At 68.0% G+C, this 24,633-nt stretch carries 24 protein-coding genes; 10 read left to right on the top strand and 14 right to left on the bottom strand.

Features of this window, described 5'->3' with window-relative positions; all coding sequences use genetic code 11:
- The 10 genes from DIE03_RS36045 to DIE03_RS36000 all read right to left on the bottom strand — a co-directional run.
- Positions 1-151 (bottom strand): ATP-binding cassette domain-containing protein (locus tag DIE03_RS36045; protein WP_148092912.1); only part of this gene is annotated, 151 nt, incomplete at its 3' end.
- Positions 152-191: 40 nt separating this feature from the next.
- Positions 192-848: an amino acid ABC transporter permease gene (locus DIE03_RS36040; RefSeq protein WP_124456856.1), complete on the bottom strand. Its 657-nt coding sequence runs from the start codon at positions 846-848 to the stop codon at positions 192-194.
- Complete coding sequence (locus DIE03_RS36035) at positions 845-1,609, bottom strand: amino acid ABC transporter permease (protein ID WP_124456855.1); 765 nt, start codon at positions 1,607-1,609, stop codon at positions 845-847. The genes DIE03_RS36040 and DIE03_RS36035 overlap by 4 nt, the downstream gene beginning before the upstream one ends.
- Before the next feature lie 43 nt (positions 1,610-1,652).
- Complete coding sequence (locus DIE03_RS36030) at positions 1,653-2,477, bottom strand: transporter substrate-binding domain-containing protein (protein ID WP_124456854.1); 825 nt, start codon at positions 2,475-2,477, stop codon at positions 1,653-1,655.
- A 41-nt stretch (positions 2,478-2,518) separates the two neighbouring features.
- Positions 2,519-3,583 (bottom strand): ABC transporter ATP-binding protein, encoded by a 1,065-nt coding sequence (locus DIE03_RS36025; RefSeq protein WP_124456853.1) that lies wholly within the window; start codon positions 3,581-3,583, stop codon positions 2,519-2,521.
- Positions 3,584-3,621: 38 nt separating this feature from the next.
- A complete protein-coding gene (locus tag DIE03_RS36020; protein WP_124456852.1) occupies positions 3,622-4,464 on the bottom strand; it encodes an ABC transporter permease in 843 nt (280 codons plus the stop codon).
- Positions 4,461-5,375, bottom strand: a complete 915-nt coding sequence (locus tag DIE03_RS36015) for an ABC transporter permease (RefSeq protein WP_124456851.1) — start codon at positions 5,373-5,375, stop codon at positions 4,461-4,463. The genes DIE03_RS36020 and DIE03_RS36015 overlap by 4 nt, the downstream gene beginning before the upstream one ends.
- A gap of 4 nt (positions 5,376-5,379) precedes the next feature.
- Positions 5,380-6,477 carry a PotD/PotF family extracellular solute-binding protein gene (locus DIE03_RS36010; RefSeq protein ID WP_124456850.1) on the bottom strand — a complete coding sequence of 366 codons (1,098 nt, stop codon included), beginning with the start codon at positions 6,475-6,477 and terminating at the stop codon, positions 5,380-5,382.
- A gap of 150 nt (positions 6,478-6,627) precedes the next feature.
- Complete coding sequence (locus DIE03_RS36005; protein WP_124456849.1) at positions 6,628-8,100, bottom strand: aldehyde dehydrogenase family protein; 1,473 nt, start codon at positions 8,098-8,100, stop codon at positions 6,628-6,630.
- Positions 8,097-9,791 carry a 5-guanidino-2-oxopentanoate decarboxylase gene (locus tag DIE03_RS36000; protein ID WP_221623711.1) on the bottom strand — a complete coding sequence of 565 codons (1,695 nt, stop codon included), beginning with the start codon at positions 9,789-9,791 and terminating at the stop codon, positions 8,097-8,099. The genes DIE03_RS36005 and DIE03_RS36000 overlap by 4 nt, the downstream gene beginning before the upstream one ends.
- Positions 9,792-10,261: 470 nt before the next feature.
- On the opposite strand from DIE03_RS36000, the gene DIE03_RS35995 reads away from it, so the two are divergent.
- The 6 genes from DIE03_RS35995 to hutC all read left to right on the top strand — a co-directional run bounded on the left by DIE03_RS35995 (position 10,262) and on the right by hutC (position 15,822).
- Positions 10,262-11,122 carry a transporter substrate-binding domain-containing protein gene (locus tag DIE03_RS35995; protein ID WP_124456848.1) on the top strand — a complete coding sequence of 287 codons (861 nt, stop codon included), beginning with the start codon at positions 10,262-10,264 and terminating at the stop codon, positions 11,120-11,122.
- A 93-nt stretch (positions 11,123-11,215) separates the two neighbouring features.
- Positions 11,216-11,938, top strand: coding sequence for an ABC transporter permease (locus DIE03_RS35990; RefSeq protein ID WP_124456847.1), 723 nt, complete (start codon positions 11,216-11,218; stop codon positions 11,936-11,938).
- A gap of 12 nt (positions 11,939-11,950) precedes the next feature.
- On the top strand, positions 11,951-12,697 hold the full coding sequence (locus tag DIE03_RS35985) for an ABC transporter permease (RefSeq protein ID WP_124456846.1): 747 nt from the start codon (positions 11,951-11,953) through the stop codon (positions 12,695-12,697).
- A gap of 27 nt (positions 12,698-12,724) precedes the next feature.
- Complete coding sequence (locus DIE03_RS35980) at positions 12,725-13,516, top strand: ABC transporter ATP-binding protein (protein ID WP_124456845.1); 792 nt, start codon at positions 12,725-12,727, stop codon at positions 13,514-13,516.
- A 7-nt stretch (positions 13,517-13,523) separates the two neighbouring features.
- A complete protein-coding gene (locus tag DIE03_RS35975) occupies positions 13,524-15,017 on the top strand; it encodes an aromatic amino acid ammonia-lyase (protein WP_124456844.1) in 1,494 nt (497 codons plus the stop codon).
- A 49-nt stretch (positions 15,018-15,066) separates the two neighbouring features.
- The gene (hutC, locus tag DIE03_RS35970) at positions 15,067-15,822 is read left to right on the top strand and encodes a histidine utilization repressor (protein ID WP_124456843.1); all 756 of its coding nucleotides are present in this window, start codon (positions 15,067-15,069) and stop codon (positions 15,820-15,822) included.
- A gap of 83 nt (positions 15,823-15,905) precedes the next feature.
- Here hutC and ansP read toward each other — a convergent pair whose 3' ends face one another.
- The gene (ansP, locus tag DIE03_RS35965) at positions 15,906-17,396 is read right to left on the bottom strand and encodes an L-asparagine permease (protein ID WP_124456842.1); all 1,491 of its coding nucleotides are present in this window, start codon (positions 17,394-17,396) and stop codon (positions 15,906-15,908) included.
- A 491-nt stretch (positions 17,397-17,887) separates the two neighbouring features.
- Between ansP and DIE03_RS35960 the strand changes: the two genes are divergently transcribed.
- The 4 genes from DIE03_RS35960 to DIE03_RS35945 all read left to right on the top strand — a co-directional run bounded on the left by DIE03_RS35960 (position 17,888) and on the right by DIE03_RS35945 (position 20,853).
- Positions 17,888-18,694, top strand: a complete 807-nt coding sequence (locus tag DIE03_RS35960) for a transporter substrate-binding domain-containing protein (protein WP_124456841.1) — start codon at positions 17,888-17,890, stop codon at positions 18,692-18,694.
- An 89-nt stretch (positions 18,695-18,783) separates the two neighbouring features.
- Positions 18,784-19,470, top strand: coding sequence for an amino acid ABC transporter permease (locus DIE03_RS35955; protein ID WP_124456840.1), 687 nt, complete (start codon positions 18,784-18,786; stop codon positions 19,468-19,470).
- Positions 19,467-20,117 carry an amino acid ABC transporter permease gene (locus DIE03_RS35950; RefSeq protein WP_124456839.1) on the top strand — a complete coding sequence of 217 codons (651 nt, stop codon included), beginning with the start codon at positions 19,467-19,469 and terminating at the stop codon, positions 20,115-20,117. The genes DIE03_RS35955 and DIE03_RS35950 overlap by 4 nt, the downstream gene beginning before the upstream one ends.
- Positions 20,104-20,853: an amino acid ABC transporter ATP-binding protein gene (locus DIE03_RS35945; protein ID WP_124456838.1), complete on the top strand. Its 750-nt coding sequence runs from the start codon at positions 20,104-20,106 to the stop codon at positions 20,851-20,853. The genes DIE03_RS35950 and DIE03_RS35945 overlap by 14 nt, the downstream gene beginning before the upstream one ends.
- Before the next feature lie 69 nt (positions 20,854-20,922).
- Here DIE03_RS35945 and DIE03_RS35940 read toward each other — a convergent pair whose 3' ends face one another.
- From DIE03_RS35940 to DIE03_RS35930, 3 genes are all read right to left on the bottom strand, one after another.
- Positions 20,923-22,395, bottom strand: a complete 1,473-nt coding sequence (locus DIE03_RS35940; protein WP_124456837.1) for an NAD-dependent succinate-semialdehyde dehydrogenase — start codon at positions 22,393-22,395, stop codon at positions 20,923-20,925.
- Between the two features lie 104 nt (positions 22,396-22,499).
- Positions 22,500-22,991 carry an Lrp/AsnC family transcriptional regulator gene (locus DIE03_RS35935; protein WP_006749694.1) on the bottom strand — a complete coding sequence of 164 codons (492 nt, stop codon included), beginning with the start codon at positions 22,989-22,991 and terminating at the stop codon, positions 22,500-22,502.
- 85 nt (positions 22,992-23,076) lie between these two features.
- Positions 23,077-24,477: an aspartate aminotransferase family protein gene (locus tag DIE03_RS35930; protein ID WP_124456836.1), complete on the bottom strand. Its 1,401-nt coding sequence runs from the start codon at positions 24,475-24,477 to the stop codon at positions 23,077-23,079.
- Positions 24,478-24,633 lie beyond the last annotated feature (156 nt).

Raw genomic sequence — 24,633 nt, 5'->3', positions numbered from 1 at the left:
CGAGGCCGTTGACGGTCTTGATCAGCGTCGACTTGCCCGAGCCCGACGGGCCGCACACGACGACCACTTCGCCTTTCCTGACCTCGGTCGTACAGTCGGTGAGGACCTGAAACTGGCCGTACCACTTCGAAACGTTGCTGATGGAAATCATGGAAGTACCTGGATCGTGGTGAGGCGCGCGCAGCGCCGGTTCAACGCGCCTTCGCGACGCGATAGCGGCGTTCGAGCACGCGGGCGTACTGCGTCAGCGGGAAGCACATCGCGAAGTAGAGCAGCGCGACCATCGCATAGATCGGAAACGGCTTGAATACCGCGTTGGTGATGATGTTGCCGGTCTTGGTCAGTTCGGTCAGCCCGATGATCGACGTGAGCGCGGTGCTCTTCACCGCCTGCACGAGGAAACCGACGGTCGGCGGCAGCGCGATCTTCCAGGCCTGCGGCCATACCACGTAGCGCAGCTGCTGAATCCACGTCATGCCGAGGCTTGCCGCCGCACTCCACTGGCCGCGCGGTACCGCGTCGACGCAGCCGCGCCAGATGTCGGCCAGATAGGCGCTGGCGTTCAGCGTCAGCACGACCGATGCGGCGACCCAGGGCGTCACGTCGATGCCGACAAGCGGCAACCCGAAAAAGCCGAGGAACAGTTGCATCAGCAACGGGGTGCCCTGGAACAGCTCGACGTACAGGACCACGAAGCGGCGCAGCGCCGGCACCGGCGAAATGCGCATCGCGAGCAGCGCGAAGCCGGCGATGCCGCCGCCGACGAACGTGATCAGCGACAGCAGCACGGTCCAGCGCGCGGCGAGCAGCAGGTTCCATGCAATATCCTGGAAGGTGAATTCGATCATCGTGCACGCTCAGTGGGAAGGCGGGTTTCAGGCGCGCGGGCGCGCCACGTGAAGCGGGCAACGCGCGCGCGCCGAGGCGCGGCCGCCGCGCCGTGCGGCGTGCGGCCCGAGAACAGCCGCCGGCCGACGCGATTGAGCAGCATGCGCAGCGCGATCGACAGCAGCAGGTAGATCGCGGTCACGACGATGTAGATCTCGAACGCACGGAAATTGCGCGACTGGATGAAGTTCGCCGCGTAGGTCAGGTCGGGCACCGAGATCTGCGAGACGACGGCCGAGCCGAGCATCACGATCAGCACCTGCCCGAGCAGCGCGGGGTACACGTTCGCGAGCGCCTGCGGCAGCACGACGTGACCGAACACCTGCCGGCCGTGCAGCCCGAGCGCCCGCGCGGCCTGCACTTGCCCGTGCGGCACCGATTCGATGCCGGCACGCAGGATCTCGACCGCATACGCGCCCAGGTTGACCGTCATGGCCAGTACGGCCGCCTGCGCTTCGTCGATGTGCACGCCGATCGCCGGTAGTCCGAAGAAGATGAAGAACAACTGGACCAGGAACGGCGTATTGCGGATCAGTTCGACGTAGGCCGCGACGAGCGCGCGCGCCCAGCGCGGGCCGGCCAGCGCGATCCAGGCGCCGGCGGTGCCGATCAGGCCGCCGAGCGCGGTGGCGGCCGCGGTGAGGCCGAGCGTCACGCCGATGCCGCGCGCAAGCATGCCGGCGTAGAGGCCGAAATCGCTGAAGTCGAACACGTAGGTCATCGCAATGCCTTTCGTCGTGAATACGGGGCTGGGGCGGCGTGCATCACAGGTCGGCCGGCAATGCCGCGTGCAGCCACTTCTGCGACAACGTGTTCAGTGTGCCGCTCTTCTTCGCGCCGGCGATCGCGTCGTTGACCTTCTGCATCAGGCGCGCTTCGTTCTTGTTCAGGCCGACGTGATCGGGCGAGCTGAACAGCGAGAATTTCTGTTCCGGATCGATCGACGGATGACGTGCGATGATCGTCGCGCCGACGTCGTTGCCGACCACCAGCAGTTGCGCCTGTCCCGACAGGAACGCGGCGATCGCGCCGTTCGGGTCGTCGAAGCGCTTGATCGTCGCGCTCGGCGGCGCGACCTTGCTGACGCTCAGGTCCTCGAGCGTGCCGCGCGCGACCGCGACCGATTTGCCGGCGAGATCGGCGGTGCCCTTCACGGCCAGCGACTTCGGGCCGAATACCGCAAGGTAGTACGGTGCATACGCGTTCGAGAAGTCGATCACCTTCGCGCGCTCCGGCGTCTGTCCGACCGACAGCAGCATGTCGGTCTTGTGGTCGGCGAGATACGCCATCCGGTTGTCGCCGGTGACCTGCACGAGTTCGACTTTCGCATTCAACGCGCGGCCGATCAGGTTGGCCATGTCGATGTCGTAGCCTTGCGGCTTCATGTCGGGGCCGATCGAGCCGAACGGCGGATAGTCCTCGAACACGCCGATGCGCACGACCCCCGATTTCGCGATCGTGTCGAGCGCGTCGGCGTGCGCGAGCGGCGCGAAGGCGGCGAGGCCGGCGGCGCCGGCGCAGGCGCAGAGAAGGGCAGAGCGGGCGAGCAGGCGCTGCGCGTGGCGAATGGCGTGGGTCGTTGCGTTCATGGCGAGATCCTCGTTGTTGCGCTGGAGAAAGGGAAAGGCGGTCAGGCGCCGCGTGCGGCGATGAGCTTGCATGCATGGGCCGGCAGCTCCGCGAGCACCGGCATGCCGACCTGGAGATCGGGCGTTTCGCGCGGTGTCGTCGCGGCCGTCAGCGTGAAGCCGCGGCAATCGATCGTTGCCTCGATCGATGCGCCGACATCACGGACGAACGTGATGGTGCCCGCGAGCGTGTTCGGTCCGGGCTGTTGTGCCGGAGCCGTGCGCACGCACACGTCCTCGGGACGGATCAGCAGGCGTACGGCGTCCGCGGTGCGCGGTGCCGGCCGGATCGCGAGCCGCTGCCCGCCCGGCAGCACGATCGCGTCGTCGCCGTCGCACGCGACCGGCAGGATGTTGCCGAGACCGATGAAATCGGCGACGAATTCATTGACCGGATCGCGGTAGATGTCGAGCGGCCGGCCCACCTGCTGGATCCGGCCTTTCTCCATCACGACGATCTCGTCGGCCATCGTCATCGCCTCGCGCTGGTCGTGCGTGACCATGATCGTCGTGATGCCGAGCCGTTGCTGGAGCAGCCGGATCTCGACCTGCATCGCTTCGCGCAGCTTCGCGTCGAGCGCCGACAACGGTTCGTCGAGCAACAGCAGGCGCGGCGACGACGCGATCGCGCGTGCAATCGCGACGCGCTGGCGTTGCCCGCCCGACAGCTGCGTGACGAGCCGGTCGGCCATGTGCGGAAGCTGGATCAGCTCCAGCAGCTCGGCGACGCGCCGCGCTTGCGCGGCCTTGGCCGTCTTGCGCAGCCGCAGCGGGTACGCGATGTTCTGCGCGACGGTCATGTGCGGAAACAGCGCGAGCGACTGGAACACCATGCCGAAGTCGCGCCGGTTGGCGGGCACGTGCGTGAGGTCGCGGCCGGCGAACGTCAGGGTGCCGGAGGTCGGCGTTTCGAGGCCGGCGATGATGCGCATCAGCGTGGTCTTGCCGCAGCCGGAGGGGCCGAGAAAGCAGACGAGCTTGCCGTCGGGCACCGACAGGTCGACGTGATCGACCGCATACGCCTGATGAAAGCGCTTCGTCACGTTCTGGAGGATGAGCTGGGTCATGAGGATTCCTTGCACGGGCGATGGCGAGGCGGCGCGCGTCAGAGCGCGACGCCCTTGTCGCCGACGAGTTTTTCGAGCATCCAGATCAGCGCGAAGTCGATCGCGACCGTGAACACGGCGAAGCAGAACACGGTCGGGTCGAGCGACGACACGGTGCGGCTGTAGAGCCAGACGGGCAGCGTCATCGTGTCGATGCTGTACAGGAAGAACGTCACCGTGAATTCGTTGAACGACACGATGAACGCGAACAGCATCCCGGCGAGGATGCCGGGCCGCATCAGCGGCAGCACGACGTCGACGAGCGCGCGGCGCGGGCTCGCGCCCATCAGGCACGCGGCTTCCTCGAAATCGGGGCCGATCGACGCGACCGAGGCGGCGCAGTTCTTCACGGTGAACGGCAGCGTCAGGATCACGTGCGCGACGACGAGCCGCACGATGCCGAGTTCGACCGGCAGCGCATTGAACACGATCAGCAGCGCGAGGCCGAGCATCACGAGCGGATAGACGATCGGCAGCGCGACGAGCTGCTCGACGAGCGTCTTGCCGCGGAAGCGGTAGCGCGACAGTGCGTAAGCCGCGGGGACCGACACGGCGGTCGCGATCAGCATCGTCGCGACCGCGACGACGAGGCTCGTCGTCAACGCGGCGCCCATCGACTGTGCGCTGCCCGCATCGGACGACACGAACGTCTGCCAGGCGGCGCGATACCAGTGCAGGCTGAATTCGCGCGGCGGGAATTCGAGCGTGCCCGACGCGCCGAACGACATCGTGATCATCGTCAGGATCGGCAGCGCGGCGAGGAACAGCACGAGCGTCGCGAGCGCGCCCGTCACGCGTCCGAGGCGCCCGGGCATGGGCGCGCGCAGGAGCAGGGCATTCATCGGTTCACCTCGAGGGTGCGCGCGAGGCGCTGGGAAACCGCCATCACGACGAGCGTCGCGCCCATCAGCACGACGCCCGATGCCGATGCGGCGGGCCAGTTGAGCAGCGGTGCGACTTCGTCGTGCACGAGCACCGCAAGCATCGGCACGCGCCGGCCGCCGAGCAGCAGCGGCACCGCGAATGCGCTGGCGTTGTACGCGAACACGAGCAGCGCGCCCGAGACGAGGCCGGGCATCGCGAGCGGCAGCGTCACGTGCCGCAGCGTCTGCCACCGGCTCGCGCCGAGCGTCGCGGCGGCTTCGTCGTACGCGCGGGACACGGCGCGCAGCGCGCTCGACAGCGGCAGCACGGCGAGCGGGAACGCGGTCTGGATCAGGCCGAGCAGTACGCCGTGCTCGCGGTACAGCAATTGCAGCGGCCGCCCGATCATGCCGGTGGCGAGCAGCGTGCGGTTGAGCAACCCGGCCGGGCCGAGCATCACGAGCCAGCCGTACCCTTGCAGCAGCAGGTTCACGAGCAGCGGCAGCAGGACGCCGGCGAGCAGCAGCCGGCGCGCGAGCCGCGATTCGGTGCGTGCCATCGCGAGTGCAACCGGGATCGCGAGCAGCACCGCGCACACCATGCTCTGGAACGCGAGGCGCAGCGTGAGCCACAGCGACGTCGTGAAGTACGGATCCGCGAGATCGGCGTAGTTCTGCAGCGTGAAGGTGCGCCATTCGTCGCCGGACACGCCGACGCTCATGCGCAATACCGTGAGCGTCGCGGCGGCAAGTACCGCGAGGAACGCGAGGATCGGTGCGAGCAGCAGCCACGGCGGCACGCCGGCCAGCGCGGGGGCGGCGTCGGGGCCGGCACCGGCCGTTACGGTGCCGGCCGACCCTGCATCGCGGGGGGAAGACAGGGAGGCCATGTCGTTACGCCGAGAAGAGGCCCGTGTAGCGCTTGATCCACGCGGGCTGGACGACTGCGAGCGCCTTGTCGTCGTGCAGCACGGCTTTCTCCGCGATCTGCTGCGGCGACGGCACGAACGCGCGGCTTTCCGCGGGAATCACGGCCTTCGCGTTCACGGGGCCGTTCAGCACGTCGGCCGCCATCCGGCCCTGCACGCCCGCGTCGAGCGAATGGTTGATGAATGCGTGAATCAGGTCGAGGTCGCCCGGGTGCGCCTTCGGGATCACGGTGAACATCAGTTGCGTCGCGAAGCCTTCCTTCATCCCGTACGTCACGCCCATCTTGTAGTCGGGCTTGCGGATCTGGTCCGGGAAGAACGCGGGCGAATAGATGCCGCCGATGTCGAGCGAGCCGGTGCGGAACAGGTCGGCCACCTGGTTCGGGTTTTCACCGAGCGTCATCACGCGATCCTTCAACTGCGCGAGCTTCCGGAATCCCGGATCGATGTTCTGCTGCGAACCGCCGGCCAGCTTCGCGGCGATGATCGCGAGGTCGACCGCTTCGGCCCACTCGGGCGGCGGCAGGAACAGGCGGCCCGCATACTTCGGATCCCACAGTGCCTCGTAGCTCGCCGGCGCGCTCTTCACGGTCGCCGTGTTGTAGATCAGCCCGTCCGACCACAGCAGGTAGCCGATGCCGAAGCCGTTCGCACCGGTGCGGTAGGGCGGCGCGACGTCCTTCAGGTTCGGCAGCCGGTTCAGGTCCGGCTTCGTGAGCAGGCCCGCATCGGCGAGACCCGCCGCACCCACGCCGGCGAGCGTGATGACATCGTAGGTCGGCCGCTCGCCCGCGGCCTTGACCTTCGCGACCATGCCCGACGTGCCGTCCGCGCGATCGGCGATCACGCGTGCGCCGGTCTGCTTGCTGAAGGTTTCCGCGATGTTGCGCAGGGCGGCCGCGCCGGTATCGTCGGACCAGGTGAGCAGGCGCAGCGTCTTGCCGGCGAAGCTGCTCGACTGTGCCTTCGCAGTACTGATGAATGGCATCGGAAGGGCGGATGCAGCGAGTGCCGTGCCGAGGGTTTTGATCACCTGCCTTCTGCCCGCCTTGAAGTGTTGCATGGCCGTCTCCTGATGAACGATGCCGTGTGGTTCGATGCCGGTCGCCGAACGGCGGCGCGGGGTGTGGATGAACTGTAGGGAGGTCAAATTTCCGCAACAAACGAAATATCCGCATGCGCGCCATGACATAAACGCATGGGCCGGGCGGTCTCAGCGGGCCGGCATCATGACCTGCTTGATCTCCTGGAACGCGGCCAGCCCGAACGGACCGAGCTCGCGTCCGATGCTGCTGCGCTTGTAGCCGCCCCATGAGGTTTGCGGATAGATCAGCTGCGGCGTGTTGATCCATACGACGCCTGCCTCGAGCGCGTCGGCGACTCGCTTGCCGCGGGCCGTGTCGCGCGTGACGACGGTGGCGACGAGCCCGTACTCGGTATCGTTGGCGGCCGCGATCGCGTCGTCTTCGGTGTCGAACGCGCGCACGCACAGCACCGGGCCGAAGATTTCCTCAGACCATAGCGGGCTGCCGGTCGGCACGTCGACGAACAGCGCGGGCCGGATGAAGTAGCCGGGGCCGTCGAGCACGTCGCCGCCCGCGACGAGCCGTGCACCGTCGGCCCGGCCTTGCGCGATGTGGCGCTTCACGCGTTCGTATTGCGCGCGGTTCGTCAGCGGGCCCATCTGTACGCCGGGCGCGAACGGCGGGCCGACGACGGTCGCGTCGATCCGCCGCGCGAGGCGCGTGACGAGTTCGTCGGCGAGCGGGGCGGCGACGAGCACGCGCGAGGTCGCCGAACACATCTGCCCGGCGTTGAAGAGGCCGCCGCCCGCGATCAGTTCGACCGCGTGATCGAGGTCGGCGTCGTCGAACACGACGATCGACGACTTGCCGCCGAGTTCGAGGCCGACGCCCTTGATCGTGTCCGCGGCCGTCTTCATGACCTGTGCGCCGACCGCCGTGCTGCCGGTAAACGACACCTTCGCGACGAGCGGATGCGCGCACAGCCGGGCGCCGACGTCGTGGCCGGTGCCCGTCACGACGTTCAGCACGCCGGGCGGCACGCCCGCCTCGGCGGCGATCGCGGCGAGTTCGAGCTCAGGCAGCGGCGTGATCTCGGACGGCTTCAGCACGACGGTGCAACCGGCCGCGAGCGCGGGCGCGAGCTTCCATGCGGTGGTCACCATCGGGAAATTCCACGGCACGATCAGCGCGGCGACGCCGGCCGGTTCGCGCCGGATCCACGCACGATGGTCGCTGCCGGGCAGCGATACCTCGGTTTCGCCGTCCGTGTCGAGACGGTCCGCGAGGCCTGCGTAGTAGTCGAGGGTGGCGATCACGTCCGCGACGTCGATCTCGGCTTCGGCGAACGGCTTGCCGTTGTTGAGCGACTGCAGCGTGGCGAGCCGCGTGCGGCGTGCGTCGACGCCGCGCGCGATCGCGCGGAGCAGGGCCGCGCGTTCGGCGCCGGTCGTGCGTTTCCAGCCGGGAAACGCGCGCGCCGCGGCTTGCACGGCGTGTTCGACGTCTGCCTTGCCGCCTGCGCTGACGTCGGCGAGGTGCGCTTCCGTCGACGGATCGACGACGGGCAGCGTCGCGCCGCCGACGCTCGCGCGCCACGTCCCGTCGATGAAGTGGCGCGTGTGCAGCGGCGGATCGAACGCGAAATCGGGCGTCGTGCTCATCGTTGCACCTGACCGAACCAGGTTGCCTCGTCGATTTCGATCACGGTCGGAATCGTGCGTGCTGTCGCTTCGCGCAGCGCTTCGGCCAGTGCATCGGGCGTCGCGGCTGCGTGCGCCGCGCAGCCGAACCCGCGTGCGAGTGCCTGGAAATCGGGCGTATAGGGCTCGACGCCGACCGGCGTGATGTCGCGCGCGACCATGTATTTGCGGATCTCGCCGTAGCCGCGGTTGTTCCAGACGATCACGATCACCGATAGCCGCGCCTCGACCGCGCTCGCGAGCTCCGGCAGCGTGAACTGCAGGCCGCCGTCGCCGATCAGGCAGACGACCGGCCGGGCAGGCGCGGCGAGCTTTGCGCCGATCGCGGCGGGCAGCCCGTAGCCGAGCGTGCCGTAACCGGTCGACGAGTTGAACCAGCTGCGTGGCGCCGGCGCATCGTGCGTGAAATTGCCGACGTAGACGGGGCTCGTCGAATCGCCGGCGATGATCGCGCCGGGCAGCGCCGCGACGATCGTGTCGATCAGCCGCGCCTGCGCGTGCGCGGGGCCGTCGTGGCCGGAAGTGATCGCGGCGCGAACGGCCGCCACCCGCAGCGCCCCCCAGCCGGTCTCGGGGGTGGGCGCGGGCCGCTCGTGCAGGCGGGTCGACAGTGCGCCGAGCGCCAGCCGGGAATCGCCGGCGATGGCGATTTCCGCGCGGGCGTTGCGCATCAGCTGTTGCGCGTCGATGTCGATGCGGATCAGCCGGCCGTCGATCGCGAAGCCGCCGTCGAACGTGACGTCGTAATCGGTTTCGCCAAGCTCGGTGCCGACGGCGAGCACCACGTCGGCATCGCGGATCGCCGCGCGGGTGGCCGGCAGCGACTGGGTGGAGCCGATCAGCAACGGGTGGCCGGGCGGCAGCAGGCCCTTGGCGTTGATCGTCAGCGCGACGGGCGCGTGCAGGCGTTCGGCGAGCTCGCGCAGTTCCGCCGCCGCGTGGATCGCACCGCCGCCGGCGAGGATCAGCGGCCGGCGCGCATGCGCGAGCAGGTCGGCGGCCGCCGCGAGGGCGTTCGCATCCGGCGCGGGGCGCGCGGGCAGCGCGAGCGGCGCGGCGGGCAGCGCGGGCGCCGGCATCACGATCACGTCGAGCGGAATCTCGATGTGCACGGGCCGCGGCCGCGCGCTCTCGAACACTGCGAAGGCGCGCGCGAGGACCTGTGGCAGGTCGGCCGCGTCGAGCAGCGTGTGGGAGAACGCGGTGAGTCCCGCGAACACGTCGCGCTGCGACGGCAGTTCGTGCAGGCGGCCGTCGCCGCTGCCGAGCTCGCGTCGTGCGTTGACGCTCGAGATCACCAGCATCGGGATCGAATCGGCGTAGGCCTGTGCCATCGCGGTCGCGATATTGGTCATGCCCGGCCCGGTGATGATGAAGCAGACCCCCGGCCGGCCCGTGACGCGTGCGTAGCCGTCGGCCATGAAGCCGGCGCCCTGCTCGTGGCGCGGCGTCACGTGACGGATCGACGATGCGGCGAGGCCGCGATAGAGCTCGACGGTATGCACGCCAGGAATGCCGAACACGCATTCGACGCCCTGGCGTTCGAGGAGGTCGACGAGTGCTTCGCCGCAGGTGCGGCGGCGGGCAGGGAACGGTGCCGCCGTGGCCGCGCGGGCCTCGGCGATGCAGGAGACGGCGAGGGGATGGTTCATGGATCGTGATGTGCCGATTGGGAGGGGGAGTGGCCCGTACCGCAAGCGAGGGGACATGAAGCGGATTGTCGGCGTCGATCCGGGGTGCCAACAATCGATAAGTTTTCATGCGCCGCATGAGCACCGTTCATGGCGCCATCGATTCGCGGCGCGCAGCGTGCCGGTCTTCATGCAGGCCGGTCCGGCATGCGGGGCTTCTCGCGCCGGCTCGCGCAGCGCTGGTGATCGAATCCGGAATTTGTCTAGTCATCCTTGCGATTGGATCGTCAGGACTGCACCAAGTGCGTGCCTGAATTCCCCATGACGACGCACGCCGGGAGCCTTTAATTAGGGGATTTCCCGCGTTTCACCGGTTTTTTTTGAACGCTGCTTGTCTCGCCGTTTTTCTTCTTGCATGCTTGTATAGACAAATTCCTGAGGCGGCTCGATGAACCGAAGGGATGGCGAACTTCAACGCAAGGAGAAATCTCGTGAACGGTAAGCGCATCAAGTGGGCAGTCAGGACGATCGGCGTCATCGCAACTGCAGCGGCAACGCTCGCGGCGCCCGTGCAGGCCAAGGAATGGAAGACGGTGACGGTCGCGCTGGAAGGCGGCTACGCGCCGTGGAACCTCACGCTGCCGGGCGGCAAGCTGGGCGGTTTCGAGCCGGAGCTGCTCGCGAATGTGTGCGAGCGGATCAAGGTGCAGTGCAACATGGTCGCGCAGGACTGGGACGGGATGATTCCGGGCCTGCAGGCCGGCAAGTTCGACATCCTGATGGATGCGATTTCCATCACGCCGGATCGCGAAAAGATCCTGCTGTTCTCGCGCCCCTATGCGGCAACGCCGGCGACGTTCGCCGTCACCGATACGAAGATCCTGCCGAAGGCCGCGCCCGGCGCACCGATCGTCAAGCTGACGGGTGACGCGAATGCAGACAAACCCACCGTCGACGCCCTGCGCAAGCAACTGAAGGGCAAGACGATCGGCATCCAGTCGGGCACCGTCTACACGAAATTCATCAACGACAGCTTCAAGGACATCGCGTCGATTCGCGTGTACAAGACGTCGCCCGAACGCGACCTCGACCTCGTCGCCGGGCGCATCGATGCATCGTTCGACGACGTGACGTACTACGCGGCGAACAACGCGAAGAAGGACACCGCATCGATCGTGCTCGCGGGGCCGAAGCTCGGCGGGCCGATCTGGGGGCCGGGCGAAGGGCTCGCGTTCCGCAAGCAGGATGCCGACCTGAAGACGAAGTTCGATACGGCGATCGGCGCGGCGCTCGCGGACGGCACCGTGAAGAAGCTTGCCGACAAGTGGTTCAAGACCGACGTCACGCCGTAAGCGCGCGTCCTGCCGCTGCCGCGCCAGGTCCTTCGAACGACGCGCGGCGGCACGCATCCTGCGGATTCACTCAACGCTTGCCGGGAGGCACGCATGGCGATTCTTGAAATGCTCGGCTTCGGAACCGAAGGCTGGGGCGGTGTGCTGCTGCTCGCCGCACTGATGACGGTCGCGTTGACGCTCGCGGCGCTCGCGGTCGGCGCCGTGATCGGCGCGGCGATCGCGGCCGCGAAGCTGTCGCGCCACCGCAGCGCGCGCCTGCTCGGCGACCTCTATACGACCGTGTTTCGCGGCGTGCCCGAACTGCTCGTCATCTACCTGTTCTATTTCGGCGGCTCGACGCTCGTCACGGCCGTCGGCCAGTGGTTCGGCGCGGAAGGTTTCATCGGCGTGCCGCCGTTCGTGATCGGTGCGCTCGCGGTCGGAATGATCTCGGGCGCCTACCAGGCGGAGGTGTATCGCGCGGCGGTGCTCGCGGTATCGAAGGGCGAGCTCGAGGCGGCGCGCTCGATCGGCATGCCGCGCAGCATGGTGCTGCGGCGCATCCTGGTGCCGCAGGTGCTGCGTTTCGCGCTGCCCGGTATCGGCAACGTGTGGCAACTGAGCCTCAAGGACTCGGCACTGATCTCGGTCACCGGGCTCGCCGAGCTGCTGCGCACGAGCCAGATCGCCGCGAACTCGACGCACCAGTATTTCGTGTTCTTCGTCGCAGGCGGGGCGCTGTACCTGCTGATGACGGGCTTGTCGAACCGCGTGTTCAACCGGGCGGAAGCGATCGTCGGCCGGTCGTTCCGCCGTAATTTCGCGCGCAACTGACGGAGAACGGGCATGTCCATCGATTTCGCTTTTCTCCTCGACACGCTGCGCCAGCTGCTCGCGGCGGTGCCGACCACGCTCGGCCTGTTCTTCGCGTCGCTCGTGCTCGGCGGCCTGCTGTCGCTCGTGATCGTCACGATGCGCGTGTCGCCGAACTGGCTGCCGAACCGCTTTGCGCGCGCCTACATCCTGGTATTTCGCGGCTCGCCGCTGCTGATCCAGATGTTCCTCGTGTATTACGGGCTCGGCCAGTTCGGCGTGATTCGCGAGAGCTTCATGTGGCCGCTGCTGCGCGAGCCGTACGTCTGCGCGGTGCTGTCACTCGCGCTGTGCACGGCCGGCTATACGGCCGAAATCCTGCGCGGCGGGCTGATGGCCGTGCCGGTCGGGCAGATCGAGGCCGGCTATTCGATCGGCTTGTCGGGTTTCGCGCTGCTGCGGCGCGTGATCGGCCCGATCGCATTGCGCCAGTGCCTGCCCGCGTATTCGACCGAAGCCGTGCTGCTGGTCAAGTCGACCGCGCTGGCGAGCCTCGTCACGGTATGGGAGGTCACGGGCGTCGCGCAGCAGATCATTCAGCAAACCTACCGGACGACCGAGGTGTTCGTCTGCGCGGCCGTCATCTACCTGGGCCTGAACTTCATCGTCGTGCGCCTGCTCGGCGCGCTCGAATGGCGGCTCTCGGGGCACCTGCGTGCGCCGAAGCCGTCCGGTGCGCCGGCCGCGGCGACCCGCAATGCCCGCCGCGTCGCTTCCTGAGCGCGCCAATCTTTCCTGGAGAAACCGATGAACACCGCTGCTCCCGTCGCACTGTCGGTCAAGAACATCCACAAGTCGTTCGGCGATCATCATGTGCTGAAGGGCATTTCGCTCGACGCGCACGAGGGCGACGTGATCTCGATCCTCGGCGCGAGCGGATCGGGCAAGAGCACGTTCCTGCGCTGCCTGAACCTGCTCGAGACGCCCGACGACGGTTCCGTCGCGCTCGCGGGCGAGGAACTGGCGATGAAGCGCGCGCGCGACGGCAAGCTGCACCCGAGCGACCGGCGCCAGGTCGACCGGATTCGCTCCCAGCTCGGGATGGTGTTCCAGAACTTCAACCTGTGGTCCCACATGACGGTGCTCGACAACCTCGTCGAAGGGCCGCTGCGGGTGCAGAAGCGCAGCCGGGCGGAAGCGGTGGAGGAAGCCGAGGCGCTGCTCGCGCGCGTCGGGCTTGCCGACAAGCGCGGCTACTATCCCGCGCACCTGTCGGGCGGCCAGCAGCAGCGCGTCGCGATTGCCCGCGCGCTCGCGATGCATCCGAAGGTGATGCTGTTCGACGAACCGACGTCGGCGCTCGACCCCGAGCTGGTCGGCGAAGTGCTGCGCGTGATGCGCTCGCTCGCGGAGGAGGGCCGCACGATGCTGGTCGTCACGCATGAAATGGGCTTCGCGCGCCATGTGTCGAATCGTGTGATGTTCCTGCATCAGGGCGAAGTCGATGCGGACGGCGCACCCGATGCGCTGTTCGGCGGCCAGTGCTCGGAACGCTTCCGGCAGTTCGTGTCGAGCCATCACGACCGCACCGCGAACTGAGGCTGCCATGACCGTGTTTCGTTCCACCACGCCGCTCGAATGGCGGCAGGTCGCGGCCGTGGCGGCCGGCGATCCGCTCGGCTTGACCGGCGACGCGCGCGAACGCGTCGTCGCGGCACGCGAGCTCGTCGACGCGCTCGTGGCGCGCGGCATTCGCGCATACGGCGTCAATACGGGCGTCGGTGCGCTGTGCAACGTGATCGTGTCGCCCGCTCAGCAGAGCGAACTCTCGCGCAACATCCTGATGAGCCACGCGGTGGGCGTCGGCGTGCCGCTCGGCGCGGCGGAAACGCGCGCGATCATGGCGGCGGCGATCAACAACTACGCGCATGGCTATTCGGGCGTGCGCGTCGACGTCGTCGAGCAGCTCGTCGCACTGCTCGAGCACGATTGCCTGCCCGAAGTGCCGGCGCACGGCTCGGTCGGCTACCTGACCCACATGGCGCACGTCGCGCTCGTCTGCATCGGCCACGGTCATGCGCGCTATCGCGGCGAGCGCATGCGCGGCGACGAGGCGCTGCGCCGTATCGGCCGCGAACCGCTCGTACTCGGCGCGAAGGAGGGGCTGAGCCTCGTCAACGGCACCCCATGCGTCACGGGGCTGGCCGCGCTCGCGCTTGCCCGTGCGGAACGTTTGCTCGACTGGGCCGACTGGATCGCGGCGATGAGCTTCGAGAACCTCGGCGGACAACTTGCCGCATTCGACCCGGCCTCGCTTGCGCTGCGGATTTCGCCCGGCATCGGGCAGGTCGGTGGCCGTTTGCGTGCGATGCTGGCGGACAGCGGCATGCTGGCTGCGGCGAGCGGCCGGCATACGCAGGATCCGCTCAGCCTGCGCACGATTCCGCACGTGCACGGCGCGGCGCGCGATGTGTTCGACGTCACGGCCGAGGTGGTCGATCGCGAACTCGCGTCCGTCACCGACAATCCGATCGTTGCCGGCACGCGCGAGGCGCCGGCCGTGCATTCGCAGGCGCATGCGGTCGGTGCGGGCATCGCGCTCGCGATGGACAGCCTCGCGGCCGCGATGGCGCAGGTCGCGGCGATCGCCGAGCGGCGTCTCGACCGGCTCGTGAATCCGCTCGTCAGCGGGCTGCCGGCGTTTCTCGCGACGCCGGGCGGAAGCTGCTCGGGTTTCATGATCGCGCAATACACGGCGGTCGCGCTGGTCGCGCAGAACCAGCGGCTCGCGGCGCCGGCGAGCCTCGACGGCGGCATCACGTCGGGGCTGCAGGAGGATCACCTGTGTCATGCGACACCGGCGGCGCTGAAGGCGCTCGACATCATCGAGAATACGACGCGCGTGCTCGCGATCGAGCTGTTGGCCGCTGCGCAGGCGTACGATCTGCAGCGGGACGAAACCGGGCGCGCCGCGTCTACCGATGCGTTGTGGCGCCACGTGCGCGAACGCGTGCCGGCGTATCGCGACGACCGGCCGCTGGCGGACGACATCGCGATCGCGGCCGCGATCGTCGCGGGTGTGCCGCCTTCGTTGCAGTGACGACGGGCGACGACGGAGAGTCATCCATTATTCATTCGGTCGAGGGCGCATGAACGAAACGGAACGCGAACCTTCCGCATGGGCGGCGCGGGCATCGGGCGACGCCGTGCCGGCGCGCGCACTGCCGGCCTATCAGCAGATCAAGCGCTACGTCGTCGAACGGATCGCGAAGGGCGACTGGAAGCCCGGCGGCGCGATTCCGACCGAGGCCGAACTGGTCAAGGAGTTCGGCGTGGCCAGGATGACGGTATCGCGCGCGCTGCGCGAACTGACGGCCGAACGCGTGCTGACCCGCATCCAGGGAGCCGGCACGTTCGTCGAGCGCCGGCATTACGAATCGACGGTGCTGGAGATCCGCAACATCGCGGACGAGATTGCCGAGCGCGGTCATCGGCACCGTGCGCGGGTCCTGCAGATCGAGCGCAGCGTCGATCCGGAAGCGATCGATGCGCTCGGACTGCGTTCCGGGCCCGTGTTTCATTCACGCATCGTGCACTATGAGGAAGACGAACCGATCCAGTTCGAGGATCGCTACGTCAATCCAGCGTTGTTTCCTGCGTATCTGGAGCAGGACTTCTCGATCGAGACGCCGAATCATTACATGGTGCGCCTGGCGCCGATTCAGCGTGCCGAGTTCAGGATCTACGCGGAGAAGCCCAATGCGCAGGTGCGCCGGCATCTCGTGATGGAAATCGGCGAGCCGTGCCTGCTGTTGAGGCGCCGCACCTGGGTCGGCGAGCAGGTTGCCACGTCGGTCACGCTGTGGCATCCGGCGTCGCGGTTTCATCTGGCGGGGAAAGTGTAGGGGCGTCGCCGGCCGGCCGCACGGAGCGCGCCACGCCCGATGCGGCGGTCCGGCAACGGTTGCCGGCCGCGTCGGGCGTCGCGTCAGTCGTCACCCTTCTCGAGCACGCTCTGCGTCAGCGCGACCGACGGAATCGTCGGCTTGAGCAACGCGCGGCGCGCACGGCTGCTCAGCCACTTCCAGCCGGCCACGAGCAGCAGGGCGACCAGCGGAATCGATGCGATCGTCCACGTTCCGTTCGGGTAGTCGAACGCCATCAGGACCAGCACGCCGAGCAGGAACATCAGCGTCAGCCACGACGTCACGGGCGCGCCGGGCATCCTGAACGACACGCCGTCCACCTCGCCGCGCCTGACCGCGGCGCGGAACTTCATCTGGCATACGACGATGAATCCCCACGTGCTGATGATGCCGAGCGACGCGATGTTCAGCACGATCTCGAACACGCTCGACGGCACGAGATAGTTGAGCAGCACGCCCACCACGTAGATCGCGACCGTCACGAGAATGCCGGCGTACGGCACGGATTGCGCGCTCATCCGGGCGAGGAACGCCGGCGCCGAGCCGCCCATCGACAGCGAACGCAACACGCGCCCGGTCGAATACAGGCCGGAGTTGAGGCTCGACAGCGCGGCCGTCAGCACGACCAGGTTCATCACCGAACCGATGCCGGGCACGCCGAGCGCCCCGAAGAACGTGACGAACGGGCTCTGGCCCGCCTTGTACGCGCTCCATGGCAGCAGGCAGACGAGCAGGACGACCGACGCGACGTAGAAGATCGCGATGCGCCAGATCACGTTGTTGATCGCACGCGGCAGCACCTTGCGCGCATCCTTGCATTCGCCGGCGGCCGTGCCGACCAGCTCGACGCCCGCGAACGCGAACACCACGCCTTGCACGAGCACCAGCGCCGGCATCAGCCCGTGCGGAAAGAAGCCGCCGTGGTCGGTGATCAGATGCAGCCCGGTGTCATGGCCGGCGACCGGCATGCCCGTGCCGAGGATCAGCGAACCGATCGCGAGGAACAGCACGATCGCGGCAACCTTGATCAGCGCGAACCAGAACTCCATTTCGGCGAACCACTTCACGCCGATCAGGTTCATCGTCGCGACGATGCAAAGCGCGACGAGCGCGAAGATCCATTGCGGCACGCCGGCGAACGGCGCCCAGTAATGCATGTAGAGCGCGACCGCGGTGATGTCGACGATGCCGGTCATCGCCCAGTTCAGGAAGTACATCCAGCCTGCGACGAACGACGCCTTCTCGCCGAGGAATTCGCGCGCGTACGACACGAAGCTGCCGCTGCTGGGGCGGTGCATCACGAGCTCGCCGAGTGCGCGCAGGATCAGGAACGAAAACGCACCGCACACCAGATAGACGATCGCGAGCGCCGGCCCGGCCGCCTGCAGCCGGGCGCCGGCGCCGAGAAACAGCCCCGTGCCGATGGCCCCGCCGATCGCGATCATCTGCACCTGTCGATTGCCGAGGGTCTTGTGATAACCGGCTTCGTGTGATTCGAGCCAGTTGCGTTTGTCGGTGTCGCCGGTTGTCGACGGTTCGGGAATCGATGCCATGGCTGCATCCTCGTGCACGAATGTGATTGGAGTCATTCCGGTCGCGAGACGACCGGAACCACCGGTACCGGAGAAACAGCGGCGCGGAACCCAGCCTGGCCAGCCTGATCGCGTGTCGCCGGGCGCGGCGCAGGTCCGGTACGTCGTGAACGTATTCAGCCGTTATTCCGATCACAAACGGCATGCAAATTTCGACTGGGCCTGTTCGAATCCGTGCATACGGGATCGGCCACGATCCCGCCCGGCGAGCCGGTCGCAGGCCGGCGCGTGAACAGAATGGTTAATTTGGTGCGCCGGGGCGCGCTGCAAATGGGCAGCCGCCGCGGCCGGTGCCGGCCCATGCACCGAAATGAGGAATGCGGCACGCGAGGCATGCCGTCCGGTGCCGGCGCGGCAAGCTTCGCACGGCGATGGTCCGGTTCTTGCTGAAGTGGTTCGGGCCGCGCAACGGTTGCGCTGCCCGACGACATACCAGACAAGGAAGATTCACCGTGAGCCCGACGACTCGACCGTTTCCCCGCCGCACCTGGCTGGCTGCGCTGATCGCAGCATCCGCGATGGCGCTTCTCGCCGCCGCACCGGCGCATGCCGATGCGCTCGACACCATCGCGAAGAACGGCGCGTTGCGCGTCGCGGTGCCGGAGGACTATCCGCCGTTCGGCTCGGTCGGCACGGACATGCAGCCGCAGGGCTACGACATCGACATGGCCGAACTGCTCGCCAAGTCGCTCGGCGTGAAGCTGAAGCTGGTGCCCGTGAACAGCGCGAACCGGATTCCGTACCTGACGACCAACAAGGTCGACATGGTGATCTCGTCGCTCGGCAAGACGCCGGAGCGCGAGAAGGTCATCGACTTTTCGACCGCGTACGCGCCGTATTTCCAGGGCGTGTTCGGGCCGGCCGACATGAAAGTGAGCGCGCCCGCCGACCTGACCGGCAAGACGGTCGGCGCCACGCGCGGCGCGCTCGAGGAGATCGCGCTGTCGCAGCTCGCGCCGAACGCGACGATCAAGCGCTTCGAGGACAACAACGCGACGATCCAGGCGTTCCTGTCGGGGCAAGTGCAGTTGATCGCCGCCGGCAACATCGTCGCGGCGGCCATTCTGGCGAAGAATCCGCCGCGCCGGCCCGAGGTCAAGTTCGTGATCAAGAATTCGCCGTGCTTCGTCGGCGTCAACAAGAACGAACCGCGCCTGCTCGCGAAGATCGACGACACGATCGCGCACGCGAAGCAGGACGGCACGCTGGGCACGATGTCGAAGAAGTGGCTCGGCCAGCCGTTGCCGGCCGGACTGTGAGCGTGCGTAGCCGTGCCTGATGCGCCGCCGCGGCCGGCATGCCCGGCGCGGCGGATGTCGTTGTCCGACCCCGAATCCATCCCTTAGTCATGAGTTATCAGCTTCAATTCGGCGAACTGAGCGAGTATGCCGGCGTGTTCGCGAGCGGTGCGGCGATCACGCTGGCACTGACCGCGGTCGCGACCGTGCTCGGCGTGGCGATCGGCGTGCTCGGCGCGGCCGCGTACAGCGCCGATGCGCGCACGGCCGTGCGGTTGCGCCCGTTGATCGGCGGGTACGTCGAGGCGATCCGCAACACGCCGTTCGTCGTCCAGCTGTTCTTCATCTTTTTCGGCTTGCCCGCGCTCGGCGTGCACATCGGCGAATACACGGCCGCGCTCCTCGCGATGACGCTCAATCTCGGCGCGTACGCGGTCGAGATCGTGCGCGCGGGCGTCGCCGCCGTGCCGAAAGGGCATCTCGAAGCGGCCTCCGCGCTGGCGATGTCGCGCGCGCAGATGCTGCGCCACGTCGTCCTGCCGCAGGCGCTCGCCAAGGTGTTTCCGGCGCTCTCGAGCCAGATCGTGATCACGATGCTCGGGTCGGCCGTCGTGTCGCAGATCTCGGTGGCCGACCTGACCTATGCGGCGGGCTACATTCAGTCGCGCAACTTTCGCGCATTCGAGACGTATTTCGTGATCACGCTCTCGTATCTGGCGATGGCGCTGCTGCTGCGTGCCACGCTCGGCGCGATGGGCCGCCGCCTGTTCTCCCGTCGCTTGCGAGGTGCGCGATGACCGATTTCACGTTCGGGCAGATTCTCGCGAACCTGCTGCTGGCCGCGCGCTGGACGATCGTGCTGTCGATCGTGTCGTTCGTGTCAGGCGGCCTCGTCGCCCTCGGGCTGCTCGTGATGCGCGTGTCGAACTCGACGGTGCTGCGCGGCGCCGCGAAGCTCTACATCGAGGTGTTTCAGGGCACCCCGTTGCTGATGCAGCTGTTCATCGTGTTCTTCGGCTTGCCGCTCGTCGGGCTCGACGTTCCGCCGTGGGTCGCGGCCACCGCAGGGCTCACGTTCTTCACCAGCGCGTATCTCGCCGAAATCTGGCGCGGCTGCGTCGAGGCGGTGCCGAAAGGGCAGTGGGAGGCGTCGGCGAGCCTGGCGATGAGCTATGTCGAGCAACTGCGTCACGTGATCCTGCCGCAGGCCGCGCGCATCGCGATCGCGCCGACCGTCGGCTTCGGCGTGCAGGCCGTGAAGGATACGGCGCTGGTGTCGATCATTGGTTTTACCGAACTGACGAAGGCCGGTATCGCGATCTCGAACGCGACGTTCCGGCCGTTCGTCGTATACGGGCTCGTCGCGCTGATCTATTTCGCGCTCTGTTATCCGCTCACCCGATATGCGCGCACGTTGCAAAGGAGATGGCATGCCGCTCGTTGAAACCCGGGGGATCGAAAAGAACTTCGGCTCCCATCATGTGCTCAAGGGCATCGATTTCTCCGTCGAGCGCGGGCAGGTCGTCTCGATCATCGGCCGCAGCGGCTCGGGCAAGAGCACGCTGCTGCGCACGCTCAACGGGCTCGAGAGTATCGACGCGGGGACGATCTCGATCGACGGCGAACGCGTCGACGCGCGGCACGCGGACCTGCGTGCGCTGCGGCTGAAGGTCGGGATGGTGTTCCAGCAATACAACCTGTTTCCGCATCTGAGCGCCGGGCAGAACGTGATGCTCGCGCAGTCGGTCGTGAAGAAGACTCACGGTCAGCAGGCGCGCGCGATCGCGGAGCTGATGCTCGAGCGCGTCGGGCTCGGCGACAAGTTCGACGCGTTTCCGGAGCAGCTGTCGGGCGGCCAGCAGCAGCGCGTCGCGATCGCGCGTGCGCTCGCGATGAAGCCGAGCGTGCTGCTGTGCGACGAAATCACGTCGGCGCTCGATCCCGAGCTGGTCGGCGAGGTGCTGGGCGTCGTCGAGCAACTCGCGCGCGAGGACATGACGCTGATCATGGTCACGCACGAGATGAACTTCGCGCGGGCGGTGAGCGACAGGATCGTGTTCATGCACCAGGGCCGGGTGTGGGAAACCGGAACGGCCGAGGAGATCTTCGAGCGGCCGCAGACCGTGGAGCTGACGCGGTTTCTGGGCAGCGTCCGGCACACCGAAGCCGCCGCGCGCTGATGCGTCGGGCGACAGGTGACTGCCGCCCGGCCGGTGCGGGGCCGCGGTCTCGCGCCCGGCGGCCCGGCTTCAGTCGAGCCCGCCCTGGCACAGGTACTTGATCGACAGGTAGTCGTCGAGGCCGTAGCGCGAGCCTTCACGGCCGTAGCCCGATTCCTTCACGCCGCCGAACGGCGCGGCTTCGCTCGCGAGCGCGCCTTCGTTGATGCCGACGATGCCGGTTTCGAGCCGCGCCGACACGCGCGCGATGCGCCGCACGTCCTGCGTATAGAAATACGCGGCAAGCCCGAACGGCGTGTCGTTCGCGGCGCCGACGGCCTCGTCCTCGGACTCGAAGCGGAACAACGCTGCGACCGGGCCGAAGGTTTCCTCGCAGGTCAGCTGCATGTCGGCGGTGGCGTCGGCGAGCACCGTCGGTGCGTAGTAGTTCGGTCCGAGTTCGGCCAGGCGCTTGCCGCCGGCGAGCACGCGCGCACCGCGCTCGATGGCGTCGCCGACGTGGCGCGCGATCTTGTCCACCGCACGCGCGTTGATCATCGGGCCGATCTGCGCGGCCGGGTCGGTGGCCGGCGCGACCTTCAGCGCGGCGACGCGCGCGGCGAGCTTCGCGGCAAAGGCGTCGTAGACGCCGGCCTGCACGTACACGCGATTCGGTGACACGCAGGTCTGGCCGCCGTTGCGGAATTTCGCGGCCATCAGCCCGTCGACCGCGGCGTCGAGCTCGGCGTCGTCGAACACGATGAACGGCGCGTTGCCGCCGAGCTCCAGCGACAGCTTCTTCAGCGTCGCCGCCGACTCGCGAGCGAGCAGCTTGCCGACGGGCGTCGATCCGGTGAACGTGATCTTGCGCACGCGGCCGTCGGCGAGCCAGTCGCCCACCGCCTCGATGCCGCGCTCGCGCGACGCGGCGATCAGGTTCAGCACGCCGGGCGGCACGCCGGCTTCCTGCGCGAGGAAGGCGAGCGCGAGCGCGGTCAGCGGCGTGTCCTCCGCCGGCTTCGCGACGACCGTGCAGCCGGCCGCGAGCGCGGGCGCGATCTTGCGCGCGATCATCGCGAGCGGGAAATTCCACGGCGTGACCGCGGCGACGATGCCGATCGGCTCCTTCACCGCACTGAGCCGCTTGCCGCGCTGCTGCTGCGGAATCAGGTCGCCGTACGTGCGCGTCGCTTCCTCGGCGAACCACAGCACGTACGACGCGCCGTACGCGACTTCGCCGCGCGCTTCGGCGAGCGGCTTGCCCTGTTCGCGCGACATCAGTTTCGCGAGATCGTCGGTGTGCGCGACGATCGCCGCATGCCATGCACGCAGGATCGCGGCGCGTTCGCGGGCCGGCGTCGCGCGCCATGCAGGCAGCGCGCGTGCGGCCGCATCGGTCGCGGCACGCGCGTCGGCGGCACTGCTGTCGGGTGCGGAGGCAACGGTCTCGAGCGTCGCCGGATCGGCGACGTCGAAGCGGCGGCCGTCGAGCGCGTCGCGCCACGTGCCGTCGATCAGGTTGGCGGTGCGAACGAGTTCGGTTCGGGACAGCGTAAGCGGCATGGCAGTTCCTTGGATGGAGCGGTTCGGCGACAGCGGCTGCGCGGGCGCGTGACGATCCTGCGCGGACAGCGGGCTGCCGCGTTCAGGGCGATCGCACGCTGCGGTCAGTGCCGTTCGCCGAACAGCGATTCGAGCGGGTAGTGCCGTTTGACGAACGGCGATTTGATGATCACGTAACTGAAATACTTCTCGATGCCGATGTTCTGCTCGAGCAGCCCTTCGACGATCGTCTGGTAGTGGCTCACGCTGCGCGTGATGAACTTCAGCAGATAGTCGTAGCCGCCACTCGCGAGGTGGCACTCGACGATCTCGTCGACGTTGCGGATGGCCGCGACGAAGCGGTCGAAGTCCTCGCGGCGGTGGTCGGCCAGCGTGACCTCGGTGAACACGACCTGCACGTCGCCGAGTTTCTCGAGCTGGATGTGCGCGCCGTAGCCGCCGATGTAGCCGGCCTTCTCGAGCCGCTTCACGCGGATCAGGCATGGACTGGGCGACAGCCCGACCGCGTCGGCCAGTTCGACGTTGGTCATGCGGCCGCGCTTCTGCAACTGGGAGAGGATGCGCAGGTCGATGCGATCCAGCTTGCTGTCCGTCATGTTCACGTGAGTCGGAAAAAATGGAATGTCCGGTTACTTTAGAGTCGAACGATGGCCGCCACAAGCCCGGCTTTCCCTTGGCCCGTCAGGCCGGCTGCGCGTGCGCGGCGTCCAGCGCGCGCTGCACGCCCGGGTCGGCCAGCACGTCGTCGAGCGTCTTGCGCAGGCGTTCGAACAGCAGGTCGAACTCGCCTGCGGAGAAGCTCAGCGCCGGCGCGAAGCCGAGTATGCCGTCGCCGAATGCGCGAAACACCACGCCGTTCGCGTACGCGGCCGCCGCGATCTTGTCCGGCACGTTCAGCGCCGCGTCGAAGCGCGTCTTGCGCGCCTTGTCGGCGACCAGTTCGAGCGCGCCGAGCAGGCCGACCGAGCGCGCGTCGCCGACGAGCGGATGCGCGCGCAGCGCGTCGAGCCCCGCCGCGAAGCGCGGCGCCAGCGCCTGGCCGTTCGCGAGCAGCCCGCCTTCGTGATAGAGCTTCAGCACCTCGAGGCCGATCGCCGCGCTGACCGGGTGCGCGGAATACGTATGGCCGTGGCCGACCGCGGCCGATTCCGTGCGGCTGCCCGCGATGCCTTCGTAGATTTCGTCGGACATCAGCACGGCGCCCATCGGCGCATAGCCGGCGGTCAGTCCCTTCGCGACGGTCATCAGGTCCGGATCGAGCTGCTCCCGCTCGCACGCGAACAGCGGGCCCGTGCGGCCGAAGCCGGTGATCACCTCGTCGGCGACGAACAGGATGCCGAGGCGCCGGCACGCTTCGCGCATCGCCTTCAGCCAGCCGGCCGGCGGCACGATCACGCCGCCCGAACCCTGCACGGGCTCGCAGAAGAAGGCCGCGACGTTGTCCGCGCCGAGTTCCGCGACTTTCGCCTCGAGCGCGGCGACCGACGCGGCGATCAGCGCGGGCGGATCGTCGCCGAGCGGATTGCGGTACGGGTAGGGCGACGGGATGTGGTGCTGGTCCGCGCGCGGCAGGTCGAAGTGGCGGTGGAACGCCGGCAGCGCAGTCAGGCCGGCGCCGATCGACGACGAGCCGTGATAGCCGCGTTCGAGCGCAATCATGTGCTTCTTCGACGGGCGGCCGGTCGCGTTGAAATAGTGCGTGATGAAGCGCACCGCGGAGTCGACCGCATCCGATCCGCCGAGCGTGAAGTACACGCGGTTCAGCGACGGCGGCGCGAGTGCCGCGAGCCGTTCGGCCAGCTCGATCGCGGGCTGCGAGCCGAAATGGAAATAGCCGGTCGCGTAGGGCAGTTTCGCCATCTGGTCGGCGGCGGCTTTCACGACGCTGTCGCGGCCGTAGCCGACGTTCACGCACCACAGGCCCGAGAACGCGTCGAGCAGCGTATGGCCCGCGGCGTCGCGCAGGAACACGCCGTCGGCGGATTCCAGCACGGTGACGCCGCGCGCTTCGTGCGCACGGTAATTGACGACGGGGTGGATCAGGTGTTGACGATCGGCTTCGATCAGCGCGGCTTGGTTCATGGGAAGGCGGGACTCTCGTCGGGTGTCAGCGGTGAGTTCATGCTAACGGGCGAGAAATCCGCATGCGTCTTCAATTTGCGGCTCGAAACGTACGCGCGCGGCGTTTGCACGGGGCGCTTCGGCATTTTCTGCTGCGCGCCCGGCTGGCCGGGCGCG

The organism is Burkholderia sp. Bp8992 (assembly GCF_003853705.1).
In the GTDB taxonomy this organism is placed as follows: domain Bacteria; phylum Pseudomonadota; class Gammaproteobacteria; order Burkholderiales; family Burkholderiaceae; genus Burkholderia.
Note: the sequence above shows the minus strand (reverse complement) of the source record. Positions and strands in the feature narration are given on the sequence as shown.